General features: G+C 65.3%; 12 protein-coding genes and 1 pseudogene. 5 read left to right on the top strand and 8 right to left on the bottom strand.

Annotation, left to right across the window (positions count from 1 at the left end; genetic code table 11):
• Nucleotides 1–139: 139 nt before the first annotated feature.
• Nucleotides 140–3,146 (top strand): annotated as a pseudogene (locus AB0M45_RS22820) (Tn3 family transposase).
• A gap of 47 nt (nucleotides 3,147–3,193) precedes the next feature.
• Here AB0M45_RS22820 and AB0M45_RS22825 read toward each other — a convergent pair.
• The 6 genes from AB0M45_RS22825 to AB0M45_RS22850 all read right to left on the bottom strand — a co-directional run bounded on the left by AB0M45_RS22825 (nucleotide 3,194) and on the right by AB0M45_RS22850 (nucleotide 7,620).
• Complete coding sequence (locus tag AB0M45_RS22825; protein WP_364332561.1) at nucleotides 3,194–3,589, bottom strand: hypothetical protein; 396 nt, start codon at nucleotides 3,587–3,589, stop codon at nucleotides 3,194–3,196.
• A gap of 27 nt (nucleotides 3,590–3,616) precedes the next feature.
• The gene (locus tag AB0M45_RS22830) at nucleotides 3,617–4,453 is read right to left on the bottom strand and encodes an LLM class F420-dependent oxidoreductase (protein WP_364332785.1); all 837 of its coding nucleotides are present in this window, start codon (nucleotides 4,451–4,453) and stop codon (nucleotides 3,617–3,619) included.
• 237 nt (nucleotides 4,454–4,690) lie between these two features.
• Complete coding sequence (locus AB0M45_RS22835; RefSeq protein ID WP_364332564.1) at nucleotides 4,691–5,167, bottom strand: nuclear transport factor 2 family protein; 477 nt, start codon at nucleotides 5,165–5,167, stop codon at nucleotides 4,691–4,693.
• Between the two features lie 65 nt (nucleotides 5,168–5,232).
• The gene (locus tag AB0M45_RS22840) at nucleotides 5,233–5,688 is read right to left on the bottom strand and encodes an SRPBCC family protein (RefSeq protein WP_364332567.1); all 456 of its coding nucleotides are present in this window, start codon (nucleotides 5,686–5,688) and stop codon (nucleotides 5,233–5,235) included.
• A 79-nt stretch (nucleotides 5,689–5,767) separates the two neighbouring features.
• Nucleotides 5,768–6,658, bottom strand: a complete 891-nt coding sequence (locus AB0M45_RS22845) for an MBL fold metallo-hydrolase (protein ID WP_364332570.1) — start codon at nucleotides 6,656–6,658, stop codon at nucleotides 5,768–5,770.
• A gap of 179 nt (nucleotides 6,659–6,837) precedes the next feature.
• A complete protein-coding gene (locus AB0M45_RS22850) occupies nucleotides 6,838–7,620 on the bottom strand; it encodes an oxidoreductase (RefSeq protein ID WP_364332573.1) in 783 nt (260 codons plus the stop codon).
• 22 nt (nucleotides 7,621–7,642) lie between these two features.
• Here AB0M45_RS22850 and AB0M45_RS22855 point away from each other — a divergent pair, with 22 nt between their 5' ends.
• The gene (locus AB0M45_RS22855) at nucleotides 7,643–8,140 is read left to right on the top strand and encodes a MarR family transcriptional regulator (protein WP_364332576.1); all 498 of its coding nucleotides are present in this window, start codon (nucleotides 7,643–7,645) and stop codon (nucleotides 8,138–8,140) included.
• Between the two features lie 174 nt (nucleotides 8,141–8,314).
• Entirely contained in the window at nucleotides 8,315–9,322 is a 1,008-nt protein-coding gene (locus AB0M45_RS22860) for a site-specific integrase (protein ID WP_364332579.1), read from the top strand.
• A 104-nt stretch (nucleotides 9,323–9,426) separates the two neighbouring features.
• Here the strand turns inward: AB0M45_RS22860 and AB0M45_RS22865 are convergent, their stop codons facing one another.
• The gene (locus tag AB0M45_RS22865; RefSeq protein WP_364332582.1) at nucleotides 9,427–9,897 is read right to left on the bottom strand and encodes a helix-turn-helix domain-containing protein; all 471 of its coding nucleotides are present in this window, start codon (nucleotides 9,895–9,897) and stop codon (nucleotides 9,427–9,429) included.
• A gap of 88 nt (nucleotides 9,898–9,985) precedes the next feature.
• Here AB0M45_RS22865 and AB0M45_RS22870 point away from each other — a divergent pair, with 88 nt between their 5' ends.
• Both AB0M45_RS22870 and AB0M45_RS22875 read left to right on the top strand, forming a co-directional pair.
• Complete coding sequence (locus AB0M45_RS22870; protein WP_364332585.1) at nucleotides 9,986–10,891, top strand: enoyl-CoA hydratase/isomerase family protein; 906 nt, start codon at nucleotides 9,986–9,988, stop codon at nucleotides 10,889–10,891.
• An 841-nt stretch (nucleotides 10,892–11,732) separates the two neighbouring features.
• Nucleotides 11,733–13,241 carry an NAD(P)/FAD-dependent oxidoreductase gene (locus AB0M45_RS22875; RefSeq protein WP_364332588.1) on the top strand — a complete coding sequence of 503 codons (1,509 nt, stop codon included), beginning with the start codon at nucleotides 11,733–11,735 and terminating at the stop codon, nucleotides 13,239–13,241.
• Between the two features lie 93 nt (nucleotides 13,242–13,334).
• Here AB0M45_RS22875 and AB0M45_RS22880 read toward each other — a convergent pair whose 3' ends face one another.
• Nucleotides 13,335–13,943: a helix-turn-helix domain-containing protein gene (locus AB0M45_RS22880; RefSeq protein ID WP_364332591.1), complete on the bottom strand. Its 609-nt coding sequence runs from the start codon at nucleotides 13,941–13,943 to the stop codon at nucleotides 13,335–13,337.
• Nucleotides 13,944–13,960 lie beyond the last annotated feature (17 nt).

A 13,960-nucleotide genomic window follows, 5' to 3' on the forward strand; every position in this document is an offset into this window, starting at 1 on the left:
ATCGGCCGAATTTCGGGCGGATATGGCGTAGTGGGCTGGTAGGGCAGGGTTTTCGCGTTCGGGATGCGGGGTCGGGTGGTTGGTGCTTGGCTTGGCTGCCGATGAGGGTTGATCGGCAGCGTGCTGGAGGTTGGGGTTCGTGGCGACGCGGGTGTTCGCGGACGAGGAGTTGGAGCGTCTGCGGGGGTTCCCGGAGATCAGCCGGGAGGAGTTGTTCCGGTATTTCACGCTGACTCCGGCTGATCTGGCGTTCGTGGATCCGGGCCGTGGCCGGGGTCCGGCGGATCGGTTGGGCCTGTCGATTGCGTTGTGCACGTTGCCGTGGCTGGGTTTCGTTCCGGACCGGTTGACCACGGCACCGCCCGTGGCGGTGGCCCGGCTCGCAGAGCAGCTTCGGGTGGATCCAGTCCAGATCGGCTCGTACGGCAAGCGTGCCAAGACCCGCACCGAGCATGTGCGGCTGGCCGCGCAGTATCTGGGCTGGCGGCCGGCCGGGCCGTTGGAGTCGAAGGAGCTGGACGAGTTCCTGTTGGCGCGGGCGATGGAGCACGATTCCCCGACGCTGCTGTTCCGGCTGGCGTGTGAGTATTTGATTTCGGCTCGGGTGATCCGGCCGGGCCCGGTGACGGTGGTGGAACGAGTCGCACATGCTCGCCATCAGGCCCAGACCGAGACTTACGACCGGCTCGCGCACGAGTTCACCCCTGCGCGGTGCACGGAGCTGGACTCGCTGGTGGTCACCGATCCTTCGCTCGGGGTATCGCGGTTGCGGTGGCTATCGACCGGCCCGGTGGAGGCTTCCGCGCAGGCGGTGAAGGCCGAGGTCGACAAGCTGGGGTTCCTGCGCGGGATGGGCGCGGATCGCCTCGATATGTCGGTGCTGCCTGCCGAGCGGCGCCGGTTCCTGGCCACGATGGGCCGCCGCCTCACTCCGCAGGCTTTGGAGCGGCGAGAGCCGCAGCGCCGGTATCCGATCCTGCTGACGGTGCTGGCGCAGTCGGCCACCGACGTGCTCGATGAGGTGGTGGCGCTGTTCGATCAGGCGATCTCGGCGAAGTTCGGCCAAGCGGAGCGGCGCATGCAACAGGAGCTGGCCGAGCGCGGCAAATCCGGTGAGGACCGTCAAGCCCTCCTCGATGAGCTGCTGGCCATTGTCACCGATCCGCAGATCGGCGATGAGGAGATCGGTGGCCTGATCCGCGGCGATGCGATCGGGTGGGATCGGTTGCGGGCGGCGATCGCGCAGGCCAAGCCGCGGCTTCCGCGTGATCACGGGCATCTGGCCGCGTTGGATTCGTCGTACAACTATCTGCGGCAGTTCACTCCGGCGGTGTTGTCGGCGGTGCGGTTCGCGGGTGGGACCGCGGCGACGGAGTTGCTGATCGCGGTGGACATGCTGCGTGAGATGAACGCCACCGGCCGCCGCAAGGTGTTCGACGAAGCGCCGGACGGGTTCGTTCCGGCCAAGTGGCGCGGCTACCTCGAGGAGGCCAGGAAATCGGGCAGTGCCACCGCGTATCGGCACTGCTGGGAGCTGTGCGTGCTGCTGGGGCTGCGGGACGGACTGCGCAGTGGGGACGTGTACGTGCCGGGCTCGCGCCGCTACGCCGATCCGGCCGCCTACCTGCTCACCGCCGAACAATGGACGCCGCAGCGAGCCGAGTTCTGCCGCCTGGTCGGCAAACCCTCCGACCCGGGCGAGGCCCTGGCCGCGGTGACCGACGAGCTGCACGATCGGTGAGCTGGAGGCGGTGCTGGCCGACGGGGACGGGCCGGTGCGCCTGGACGAGACCCGGGATCTGGTGATCTCGCCGTTGACCGCCGAAGACGTTCCCGCGGAGGCGGTTTCGCTCAAGGCGGAGCTGACCGAGATGCTGCCGTTCGCGCCGATCGTGTCGCTGCTGATCGAGCTGGACAAACGCACCGGCTACCTGGACTGTTTCACTCACGCCTCGGGCAAGCAGACCCGCACCCCGGAACTCAAACGCAATCTCATCCCGGTGCTGCTGGCGCACTCGACGAACCTCGGTTTGACCCGTATGGCCGAAGCCTGCGGCATCTCCTACGACATTCTGGCGTGGACAGCGGAATGGTATGTGCGGGAAGAGACCCTGCGCGCGGCGAACCTGGCGATCATCGACTACCACCAGCGGCTGCCGCTGACCGCGGTGTTCGGTGTCGGCACGTTGTCGTCGTCGGATGGGCAGCGGTTCCCGGTGCGGGGCAAGTCGACCTCGGCCCGGGAGATGGTCATCCACGGCGGCCGGGTGCTGTCGACCTACACGCATGTCACCGATCAGCACGCCACGTACGGCACGAAGATCATCGTTGCCACGAAACGCGAAGCGCACTACGTGCTGGATGAAATCCTTGGCAACGCAACGGATCTGCCGATCACCGAACACGCAACAGATACTCACGGCGTGACCCTGGTGAATTTCGGGCTGTTCGACCTGCTCGGTATGCAGCTCTCGCTCCGGATCCGGGATCTGGGGAAGATCACCCTGTACCGGCCCGGCCCCCGCCGCGACACCGAGGCTCGGTTCCCGCACGCCGGACCGCTGATGGCGCGGCGGGCCAACCTCGAGCTGATCGCCGAGCACTGGGACGATCTGCTGCGGCTGGCGGGATCGCTGAAGTTCGGGCACGACACCGCCTCGCTTCTGGTCGGCAAGCTGTCCGCCTCCGGGCGCCAGAACACCCTCGCCACCGCGCTCAAGGAGTACGGGGCCCTGCGCCGTACCGTCTACGCCGCCCGCTACCTGTCGGACCCGGACTACCGGCGCAAGATCTCCCGCCAGCTCAACAAGGGCGAATCCCTCCACGCTCTCCGGCGGGACCTGCTGTACGCGCACGAGGGCATGATCCGCGCCCGCCAGCTCGATGACCAAACCGAGCAAGCCTGGTCCCTGACCCTGGCCACCAATGCTGTGATCGCCTGGACCACAGAGTATTACGGGCTCGCCGTCGATCAGATGCGCCGAGCCGGACGCCGGATCGATGACGATGTCCTGGCGCACATCAGTCCGGCGCACAGCGAGAACATCAACTTCTTCGGCGCGATCGAGGTCGACATCGACGCCGAACTCGCCCAGCTGGGCCCGACCGGCTACCGGCCGTTACGCGTCCGCGACACCCTATTCTGACCTCGGCCAGGGGTTGTGCGTGCGCATGCCGTCGACGGTCATGGCGATCAGGCGATGTGCTTGCTCTGGCCGCCGTGCTCACAAGTCCAAGCTGCGGCGTTGATAAGGGTGAACAGGTCAGCGGCGGTGACATCGGGTCCGATGGCTGCCGACCGGATGGCGTGCTCGAGGAGTTGTTCGCCGATCTGGTTCAAGCGCAGGCACGACTCGTGCAGTTCGCTGGCGTTGTCGTCGAGGCTGTCGGCAAGCACGGCCGCCAGACCTCGGTAGGTGGCGGCGTGCTCGACGACGTTACGGATCCACGTCTTGATGGTGTCGGCGTCGGCCGGGCTTTCGAGCAGCCGGTCACCCTCGGCGAACAGCGCATCGTTGCGGTCGGTCAGTAGTGCGGCGATCAGTGCGCGGCGGGTCGGGAAGTGTCCGTACAACGTTCCGATACCCACCCCGGCTGACCGCGACCTGGCGTCCACCTACCTCAGGCCGAGCGGTCCGGCCAATTCGGCGAGGGCCGCGACGAGGTTTGCAGGTTCGGTGAGCACTTGCACAGGCACATGGTCGGCGCCGGCGTCGAGGTGCTCTGTCAGCCGACTCGCGACCGCCTCAGCGCTGCCGTGGAAGATGAGTGCATCAACGAGACGGTCGCTGCCGGGCTTGGTGAGGTCGGTGTCGGTGAAGCCGAGTCGCTTCAAACTGTTGAGGTAAATCTTCAGGCCGAGGTAAATATCGAGTGCATTGCGGCCGACTGCGCGGGCTTTCTCCCCGTCGGTGCTCAACACAACCTTGTGTGCGGGTGCGATGAACGCGTCGGGGCCGAGCGATTGACGCGCCTGTGCGGTGTGTTCGGGTGTGGTGTTGGCCGGATGCGTACCAGCCGTGCGGCTCGCGGACAGCTCGAGCATTTTGGGTCCCATCGCAGCGAGCACGCGGCGCCCCTTCGGTACTGCGTATTCGTCGAGCTTGTCGAGGTAGTCATCGACCGCGTCGACAGGCTTGCGGAATTCCTGGTCCGCCTCGGGGTGGCCGACGCCGATACCGAGCAGAAAGCGCCCGGGATAGGCCTTCTCGATTCGATGAAACGACTCGGCGACCAGTCCCACCTCCGCGCTCCAGATGTTGACGACACCCGTCGCCACCTGCAGCGTGGTGGTGTTCTCCAGGATCGGTTCCACCCAGTCCAGCTCGGCAGGCGGTGACCCGGCCACCCAGACTGCGCCGTAGCCCAGCGCCTCGATGTCTTTCGCTTGGTCGGGGGTCATCTGTGGTACGAATACGCCGAACCGGCCGAGGCTGGGCTTGATGTCTGTCATGATTAGCTCCAAATGCGATGCAGGCCAACCAATTCCGGTGGCCGACATTCTGTCGTCGTTTTCACGGTGAAACACATCGTGGGGATTGGACGAGCACGATCACGTAGGCTCGCCTGCAGGGCCGTGATGCGCGTGAAGGGGCTGTGCTCACGGCAGGCATCCGATGATGCCGGTGAACGAGCCGGAATACACTGGCCCGCATCGAAATTCGGCTCGGGGAGCGGTGAAGAAGCGTTACTACTCGCCCGCGCCGGTCGGCGTCGGCGCAAACGCCCACAACAGACTGTGACGGCGACGGGCGAATTTCCATTCCCCATTGCGACGGACCACCTCGTCATAGAAACGCAGGCCCCGCACGCGCATTGCCGGGACGCCGTCGCGCTCGCCGACGAGGGTGGTCACCGCCATGTTCTCGACCGTGGCGGTGTCACCATGCAGTTCGACACTCACATTGGTCGCGGCAGTGGTGGAAAGATCGACCCGGTCGAGCCCATCCACCTTCCGCAGGATCACGGGATCATTGGGGCCTGTCAGTCCGAGCTCGCTCACTCGCCGAGAAACCCCTCCGTCGAACTCCATCACCGCGTCCTTGGTGAAGCAGGAGGCCATCATCTCGGTATCGCGGCGATCGTGTTGATGGACATGTCGGGCGTAACGGTGGACCAGTTCGGTGATGGCCATCCGGTCGGCTACATCTTCCAAGGTATCGGTCATGGTCATTCTCTCCTTCTCTTCTCGATCTGCGAATCCGGGGTTGTGTTTCGCCCAGGGCTGATGTCCTACCGATCGACGCGCTGCTCGCGGGCGTAGTCGTCGAGGCGGGCGAGTTCCTTGACGTAGATGTGGTGCAACCTGCGCGGCGCGATGATCCCCTCGACGAAGCCGGCGACGCCGGTCTCGCCGTTGAAACTGGAGGTGATGTTCACCAGCGTCTGCTTGCCTTGCGGGGTCACGGTGAACGTTGTGACGAGGCCGGAGCCGCCTGTGTCAGTTTGGACCAGGGTTCGGCCCGACTCCGGCTCGGTGACCTGCATCCGGAGCTCCCGGACGCCGCCGGCAAAGTCGATCTTGAATCGGACGACGCTGCCTGCACCCACGCCGCCCTTCTCGACTTGGAAGTCGTAGAAGGGGCGCGGCAGGAACCGAGAGTGAAGTTGCATGTCCGCCAGGTACCGGTAGACCTCGTCCGCGGGAGCGTCAATAGTGCGCTCGGCGGGCCCGACGACTTTAGACATGTGTCTGTCCTCCATGATTGTGGGTTGAAATGCTGGATCTGTCCGCCGCCACGGCGGCCATATCGCGATGTATCCGGGTTCAGGCCTGATGGCCCAATCGCACGTCCATCTTCGGGTGGCGCTTACTCAGTGCCTTCAAGGCGAGCAGGCTTTCACGACTGGCATCGCGCTCGGCCAAGAAAGTTCCCGGCTCGACGTCGTTCTCCCAACCCCAACGGGTATGGGACACATCGCCGGTCATGAGTACCGCACCGTCCGGTGTGCGGGCCAGGAACGAGAGATGTCCGATGGTGTGTCCCGGGGTCAGGATCGCGAAGAACGAGCCGTCGCCGAAGACATCGTTGACTCCTGCGAGTTTCCCGTCCGGGTCTCTCTCGAACTGAAGTTCCTGAAGCGGCGGCCTTCCCTCCAGGAGGTGATTGTTCGTTCCCTGGGCGACCGCATTCAAAAACAGTCTGGCTTCGGCTTCATCGGCGCCGGTGTAGACCGGGACATCCAGTGGAATGTCGGGAAACCCGGAGACGTGATCGAGATGCAGATGGGTCATGAAAACCCCGGCAAGGGGAACTCCCTGCGCTTCGATGACCTGTGCAGTACTCGGCCGGGGGTTCATCTTGTCGATGCCTCCGTATTTCTTCAACATGAATCCGACCCCCACGCCGGTCGGATCCTCCACCAGCCGCTGAGATACGCCGGTGTCGACCAGGAAGAAGCCGTGCGCGGGATGCCGGACGACATGGGTGTAGATCTTGATCGGCTCTTTGCGTTCCTTCAGTCCCGCCGCAACGGCTTTGGGATGTTTCAGATTGAGCAATCCCGACAGGTTGGCTTCCCAATCCGTGCCGACTGTGTCGACCTCGACCGGCCCCGGCTCGTCGATCACCGCCTCCATCACCGCCGAGCCGACCGGCTTACCGATACTCGCCGGCGCGGTCGAATGGGTCGTGGCCTTGAACGTGAACGGTTTCATGAGTGAACTCCTTTACGTTGATGACGTAGGTATTGAGCAGGACCGATACCATCGGGGGTTTAGCTGATCCTGCTGTCGCCTAGGGTGAGGAGACAGCAGCCCTCGGCAGTACCGAGCTCGACCGGCATGCAAGCCGGATTGGCCGAGAGTTGATCGCAATTCGTCGGAATGCTTGCAGTTCAGACCGTTTTCACACCACCGCCGTCGATGACGTAATCGGCACCGGTGATATTCGCTGCGACATCGGATAACAGGAACGCAATCAAAGTCGCCACTTCCTCGGCCTCGGTCATCCGGTCGGTCGTGATGTTTTGGGATTTCACGATCTGTTGGACGAACTCGTCCAGGTTCTGACCGGCCGCGGCAGCCGGGCCTTCGTAGACGGAGGTGCGGACCAGACCGGGGGAAATGGTGTTCACCCGGACCCCCCGAGGGCCGAATTCCTCGGCCAGGGATTTACCGAGCGCGGTGAGGGCCGCCTTGGCCGCACTATAGGAGGCCGGGGCGTTCGCGGGCATCCGGGCCGTGGTGGAGGAGATGTTGACGATCACTCCCCGGCGTTCGATGAGGCTGGGCAAGGCCGAGCGGGTGGTGCGGACCGCGCTGAGCACGTTGAGGTCGAACACGCTGGTCCACTCGGCGTCGTTGCTGTTGAGGAACCCGAAGGTGGCCTCCCCGCCTCCCACGTTGTTGACAAGCAGGTCGATGCCGCCCAATTCGGTCAGAGCAGCCTCGATGAGGGCGGAGACTCCGTCGGCGGTGCTCAGGTCAGCCGAAACCGTGTGTGCGCCTGTGTCTTTCAGTTCGGGTGTGATGGTGCGTGCGGCGCCCACGACCCGGATGCCTTCGTTGATCAGGGTGCGGACGGTGGCCAGTCCGATACCGCGGCCGGCGCCGGTGACCACGGCGGTCTTGTCGGTGAGATTCAGGTCCACAGGGCTCCACTCCTCGAGGTGTCGCATGCACGCTGCATATTGTTATGGCTTGAATGATGTAAACCATGTATATCATGGCTTGAAGTACTTTGCTAGTGTGGGATGCATGACGATGTCGGATTCACACGCGGCGGCGCAGTGGGAGCTGGGTAAATTGATCCACGAGCTGGACTTGCAGAACAATGCGCGCATGCGCGAGTGGGTGACCCCACTCGGTCTCACCGTCGCCCAAGCCACTGCCCTGCGCGAGCTGACCGGTCCGATGACCCAGCGCGAACTCGCCGCGCGGCTGACTTGCGAACCCTCCAATGCCACCGTCATCATCGACAAACTCGAAGCCCTGCAACTGCTCGAACGGCACCCCCACCCCACCGACCGTCGAGCCAAACAGCTCGCCCTCACCCCCGAAGGCGCTGCGCTCCGGGAAAAACTATTGAAAATCCTGAACGAGCAACCACTCATCACCGGGCTGACCCAGCCCGAACAGGACATGCTTCAGAACCTGCTGCAACGAGCCCTCTCCCGCACCGAAACCTCCCCGGCATGACGGCAGGGCTTACCGGCGATACCTCCGCGCGGGTGAGTGAACGCCGCGGGCATGGGTAACCCGTGATAACGGCCTGTTATCCGGGGTATCATCAGAGACCGCCTGCGGCGATGCCGTCACGGCGACGACACGACCCGGCCCCGTTATCCGGGGCGGAGCGGAGAGGTGGCATCGATGGCGGCAACTGTGACCCGGATCCACACCGCCGCGCCCCGCACTCTGCGAGGATCTGGCGAGGCGTTCCTGGACACCATCGGGCCCGGCAACACCCGCCGCGCCTACGGCATCGCGGTCGTCAAAACCGTCGACCAGCTCGACGGCCGCGATCCGGACGGACTGCCCGGCCCCAGCCGGGCCCTGGACTCGGTCACCGACGACGAGATCGGCGCAGCCCTCGAAACACTGTGGGGCAGTGCGGCGGTCAACACCTGGAACGCCCGCCGCGCGGCCGTGTCCAAGTGGTTGGCCTGGTGTCGCGAGCAAGGCGGGCACGCCCCCGCGGTCCCGGCGTCGGCCACGCGATCGACCCCGCCGGACTCCGAGACACCAGTGCGCTCGCGGACCACGATCGACCGGCTCATCTCCCGCCGCGAGATCCATCTGCGAGAGAAGACACTGTGGCGGATGCTGTATGAAACCTGCGCTCGCACAGAGGAACTGCTCCAGCTCAACATCGAAGACCTCGACCTGGCGGGCCGGTGCGCCCGGGTGAAGTCCAAGGGGGCCAAGCCTCGCACCCGCCGCCGCGGCGCCACCCACCACGAACACGTCCTGGAAACCGTGTACTGGGACGCCGGCACCGCCCGGCTGCTGCCCCGGTTGATCCGTGGCCGCACCCACGGACCGGTGTTCATCACCCACCGCCGGCCCGGGCCCGGAAAATACCTCGCCGACCGCGACCTGTGCCCCGACACCGGACGCGCACGGCTGTCCTACGACCAAGCCCGCGATCTACTCGACGCCGCCACCGCCACCGACGAGCCCGGCACCGGATGGGATCTGCACGAACTCCGGCACTCGGGCCTGACGCACCTCGGCGAATCCGGCGCGAGCCTGCTCGAACTAATGGCCAAGTCACGTCACCGCAAGGCCGAGAACCTGCGCCGCTACTTCAAACCCTCACCCCAGGCCATGCGCGAACTGACCAGCCTCATCGGCCCCGGCACTTCCCGCACCCACTGACCAGCAGCTACGCCGTATCCGCCCGAAATTCGACCAGTCGGCGACCCCATACTAGAGCACGTTCTTCGCGGGCTGCGGCTATCGCATGTGCAGCCCTCGCAGGGTCATGCCGTTTCGGAATCCTGATCGTCGGCTATCTCCGGATCGCCGTTTTCGTAGGCGATATCGCTGGCGATCAGGTGATCTCCGCAGTGGGTGCAGCGCAGTACCTGTTCGACTGCTCCACCGTCGGCAGTGTGGGTGAGTATCAGCGGTGGCCGGTCGACGACCCAGCGGTCTCCCCATCGCATCAAGGCGACAGTTACTCCGTAGAGGTCGCGGCCCTTCTCGGTCAACCGGTATTCCTCCCGCGGTGGCCGGTCGCTGTAGCGGCGCCGTTCGAGGATCCCGTGATCGACTAGCTTGCCGAGCCGATCCGACACGATCGTCTTCGCCGCCCCGGTATTGCGCTGGAAATCGGCGAAACGCCGCACCCCGAAGAAACACTCGCGCAACACCAGGAATGTCCATCGGTCCCCGACCTCGTCCAATGCTGCGGCGACCGAATCACGCCGCTGCGGTACCGATGTCTGCATGCCCCCACACTACATGGTTGCGTTTCGATACCTACTCATGGTTAGCTGTAGGTAGCAATTCGATACCTACCAAAGCGAAGGGGTTCGCATGACCACAGCCAGTCAGGTACCTGCATCGCCACCGTCTGCGCACGGTGTCGCACCACCGTATGAGCAGTTGATCTTCGATACGGACGGTCCGGTCGCCACGATCACGCTCAATCGCCCACAGGCACGTAATGCGTTGTCGATACAGCTGTCCGATGAGTTCATTCACGCCCTCGAGACCGTGCGCGACAGCGCAACGATCAAGGTGCTGGTAATCGCGGGGGCGGGCGGGACATTCTGCGCCGGGGACGACATCACCGAGATGCACCGGTGGGGCAACGCGAACGAGATCATGCGACGTGTCGCCGGCTACCAGCACATGGCCGACACTCTCGCCGCTCTGGACAAACTAACCGTGGCGCGGGTGGATGGCTTCGCGGTCGGCGGCGGCCTGGAGATCACCATGGCCTGCGATTTCGTCGTGGCTGCCGAGAGCGCGAAATGGGGAATGCCAGAGGTGGATGTGGGCATCACTCCCGGCTGGGGCGGCACTACCCGCATGACCAGGCTCATCGGTCGGCGCCTCACCAAGGAGATCAATCTTCTCGGTGCCCTGCATCCGGCCTCCCGCGCAGCCGAACTCACCCTGTGGAACAGGGTCGTAGCCGACAAAGACCTCGACGCTGAGGTGGAGCGGTTGGTCACTGTCCTGCTGAGCAAGAATCAGCAGGCCGCGCGTCAGCTGAAGTTCATCATCGACAACGGTGCCGAAGCCGACCTCAAGACAGCGCAGGCGTTCGAGAAGCTCTCAGCGGGACTCACCGGCGCGGTCAACGGCGTCTGGCAGGTCACCGACGCCGATCGTGGCCGAGGCGTCACCGGTTTCCGCGACAAGTCCGCCCTGTGGCGCGAGCGTCGCGGTCTGGCCCGCGACTTCTGGGCCGACGGCCCCGTCGCAACCTCGTAACGACCGGCCCTGAATTCGCCCCGGTGAAGCCGCTAACGGCCATCACCGGGGCGCTGTTCGAGCCAGCTGCTTCGATGATCTCACCGCAACCGGCACGCACTTGGTGCTTTGTTGGCTCCATGGCGGACAACGCATTTCACCTCAATGCCCCCAACGCCGCAGAGTTGGCCGAGATGCTCGGGTTCCCCCAAGACTTTCCAACGCGCGGGCGCTGGAGTCACTGCCGCGTTCATTGAGTTCGTCGGTGCGCCCGGCTTCACTCTCCACGAGCTGTGCTGCCACCTCGAACGGTTCCAAATCCTGCTCGGTGGCGTCTCCAGCGACGAACTGCCGCTCGCCGACTACTGACCCGGCCCTCACCAGACCACCTTCCAACCCATCGCTCGGAACAACGACACATCCCCTGCCCCCACCCGAGTGACGCCACTTTTCGTCTGGATCCAGAGCCCTCAAGCCACACTGTGACGCTCAAATTCATCTGGAACCAGAATCCACATGTCTAGCCAGCCATTGCCCCTTCCCGGCGTACTCCGGTCACACCTGATATCCGCCCGAAATTCGGCCGATACTACGGCGACCCCGTGCCGCGACGGCACCACGTTCAGCAGCAGCCTGCCGTGGGAGTGTCGCTGGAAGGTGGCGGTGCGCCTGGTGGGCGCGCCGCAGTGATCCATTCTGGGCGCTGGGCGGCCGCGGGTCACGGTTTGCGACCAGGCCGGTTTCTATTCGGGCGTCCGTGTGCTGATTCGTGACTAGACGTAACCACGAATAACACGTACCCTTGGCTCAGCACGCGTGCGCTCAACGGTGTGCGGGCTGATCGAACGAAACGAGTACCTCAATGACGCGGCATGTCGACGTATTGATCATCGGCGCTGGGCTGTCCGGAATCGGCATGGCCTGTCATCTCACCATGGAGAAGACCGGGCGCAGTTACGCGATCCTGGAGCGCAGAACCGCCATCGGCGGCACCTGGGACCTGTTTCGCTATCCCGGCATTCGCTCCGACTCGGACATGTACACGTTCGGCTATGGCTTCCGCCCGTGGCACGGCACGAAGGTGCTCGCCGACGGGCCGCACATCCGGCAGTACATCGAGGAGACCGCCGCCGAGTACGGCGTCACCGAGCACATCCGGTTCGGCCGCAAGGTGACCACCGCCCGCTGGTCGAGCACGACGTCCACTTGGACGGTCGAGGCTCTGGACGAGCGAACCGGGGAGACCGAGAGCTACACCAGTAACTTCCTCGTCGGCTGCACCGGCTACTACGACTACGACAATGGCTACCGTCCGAGTTTCCCGGGCGAGGAGAACTTCGGCGGCCAGATCGTGCATCCGCAGCACTGGCCCGAGGATCTGGACTACGCCGGCAAGCGGGTGGTGGTGATCGGCTCGGGCGCCACCGCGATCACGCTGATCCCCGCGATGAGCGACGCGGCCGCGCACGTCACCATGCTGCAACGCTCGCCGACCTACATCGCCCCGCTGCCCGCCGACGATCCGGTCGCGGTCGGTATGAAACTGGCCAAAGTGCCCGCGAAGCTCGTCTACCAGATGGGACGCGCCCGCAATATCGCGTTGCAGCGCGCCAGCTTCCAGCTCTCCCGCACCAATCCGGAGGCGGCCAAGAAGCTGCTGCTCGGCGCCGTGCGCATGCAGGTGGGGGCGGATGTCGACATGCGCCATTTCACGCCGAGCTACAACCCGTGGGACCAGCGCCTGTGCGTGGTGCCCAACGGCGACCTGTTCAAGGTGCTGCGCAGCGGCAAGGCGTCCATCGCCACCGACCGCATCGAGACGTTCACCGAGACGGGCATCCGCCTGGTTTCCGGCGAGGAGCTACCTGCGGACCTGGTGATCAGCGCTACCGGGCTGAGCATGCAGATGCTCGGTGGCATGAGCCTGGAGATCGACGGCGAGCCGGTGGTCACCCGCGACCGGGTGGTGTACAAGGGTGCGCTGCTCGACGGCGTACCGAACGCGATGATGGTGCTCGGCTACACCAACGCCTCCTGGACGCTGAAGGCCGACCTCGCGGCCCAGTACTTCTGCCGCGTGCTCAATCACATGAAGGCCAATGGATTCACCCGGGTCGAGGCCATCGCCCGCGACGGCGACCGTGGATCGGATTCGGTCATGGGCGGTGCGCTGACCTCCGGCTATATCAAGCGCGGCGACGCGGTGATGCCGCGGCAGGGCACCAACGGCCCGTGGCAGGTGATCAACAACTACTTCCGCGACCGCAAGCTGCTGCGCAAAGGTGCGCTCGAGGACGGGGTGCTCACCTTCACCAAGGCCGAGAAGTCGCCGACCACTGCGCCTCCGCTGGAGGGTTCGCGCAGCGCCTGAGCGCGGCTCGGCGTTTCGGCGCGGCGGCGCGCACGACGAGGTGCCCGCCGCTACCGCAGTCAGCTCGCGTAGACCGGTTCGCGGGAGTCGTGACTATAGGCCCAGCAGCGTTTCGGCGACCGTTCCGATCGCGTCGCGATATTCGGCGCGGCTGCGTTCGTCGGCGGTGCGTCGGGCGAGGATGCCCGCGGTGAGCGCGTAGCCGACGGTTTCGGCGATCATGCGCGGCGCCGCCACCGGGGCGATGCGGCCCGCTTCCAGCTGGCGTTGCAGGTAACGGGTGAAGCGGAGGATCGGGCGTTCGGTGATCTCCTCGGACAGCGCCGCGACCTCCGGGTCCACCGCGCCGCGCTCGTCGATCAGGCGCAACAGCGGTCCCGCCGCGGCGACCGCGGCGGCGGACGCGGCGATGGTGGCGCGCAACATCGCTCGCGGGTCGTCGTCTTCGATGTCCGGCTCTTGGGCGGCGAGGAAGTCGTCCCGCACCCGCGCGGCCAGCGCGAGGAAGATCTCCTCCTTGGAGGCGAAATAGACATACATCGTCGCGCGGGAGACGCCCGCCTCCGCGGTGATCGCCGCGACAGTGGTGTTGTCGTAGCCGCGTTCGGCGAATACCCGCGCCGCGGCGTCGAGCAGGTCGCGGTGCCGGGAGGTATGCGAACGCTCCCGGGCGGCGCGCACCGACCAAGTGGACTGGGTCACGAGCACCATCGTCGTCG

Origin of the sequence: Nocardia sp. NPDC051787 (genome assembly GCF_040681325.1) — a bacterium.
Lineage (GTDB): Bacteria > Actinomycetota > Actinomycetes > Mycobacteriales > Mycobacteriaceae > Nocardia.

What these genes read in the sequence shown, in the direction of transcription:
- AB0M45_RS22830 (WP_364332785.1), bottom strand. Translation starts at nt 4,453, where the DNA reads ATGACAGACATCAAGCCCAGCCTCGGCCGGTTCGGCGTATTCGTACCA.
- AB0M45_RS22840 (WP_364332567.1), bottom strand. Translation starts at nt 5,688, where the DNA reads ATGTCTAAAGTCGTCGGGCCCGCCGAGCGCACTATTGACGCTCCCGCG.
- AB0M45_RS22845 (WP_364332570.1), bottom strand. Translation starts at nt 6,658, where the DNA reads ATGAAACCGTTCACGTTCAAGGCCACGACCCATTCGACCGCGCCGGCG.
- AB0M45_RS22875 (WP_364332588.1), top strand. Translation starts at nt 11,733, where the DNA reads ATGACGCGGCATGTCGACGTATTGATCATCGGCGCTGGGCTGTCCGGA.
- AB0M45_RS22865 (WP_364332582.1), bottom strand. Translation starts at nt 9,897, where the DNA reads ATGCAGACATCGGTACCGCAGCGGCGTGATTCGGTCGCCGCAGCATTG.
- AB0M45_RS22835 (WP_364332564.1), bottom strand. Translation starts at nt 5,167, where the DNA reads ATGACCGATACCTTGGAAGATGTAGCCGACCGGATGGCCATCACCGAA.
- AB0M45_RS22870 (WP_364332585.1), top strand. Translation starts at nt 9,986, where the DNA reads ATGACCACAGCCAGTCAGGTACCTGCATCGCCACCGTCTGCGCACGGT.
- AB0M45_RS22860 (WP_364332579.1), top strand. Translation starts at nt 8,315, where the DNA reads ATGGCGGCAACTGTGACCCGGATCCACACCGCCGCGCCCCGCACTCTG.
- AB0M45_RS22850 (WP_364332573.1), bottom strand. Translation starts at nt 7,620, where the DNA reads ATGCGACACCTCGAGGAGTGGAGCCCTGTGGACCTGAATCTCACCGAC.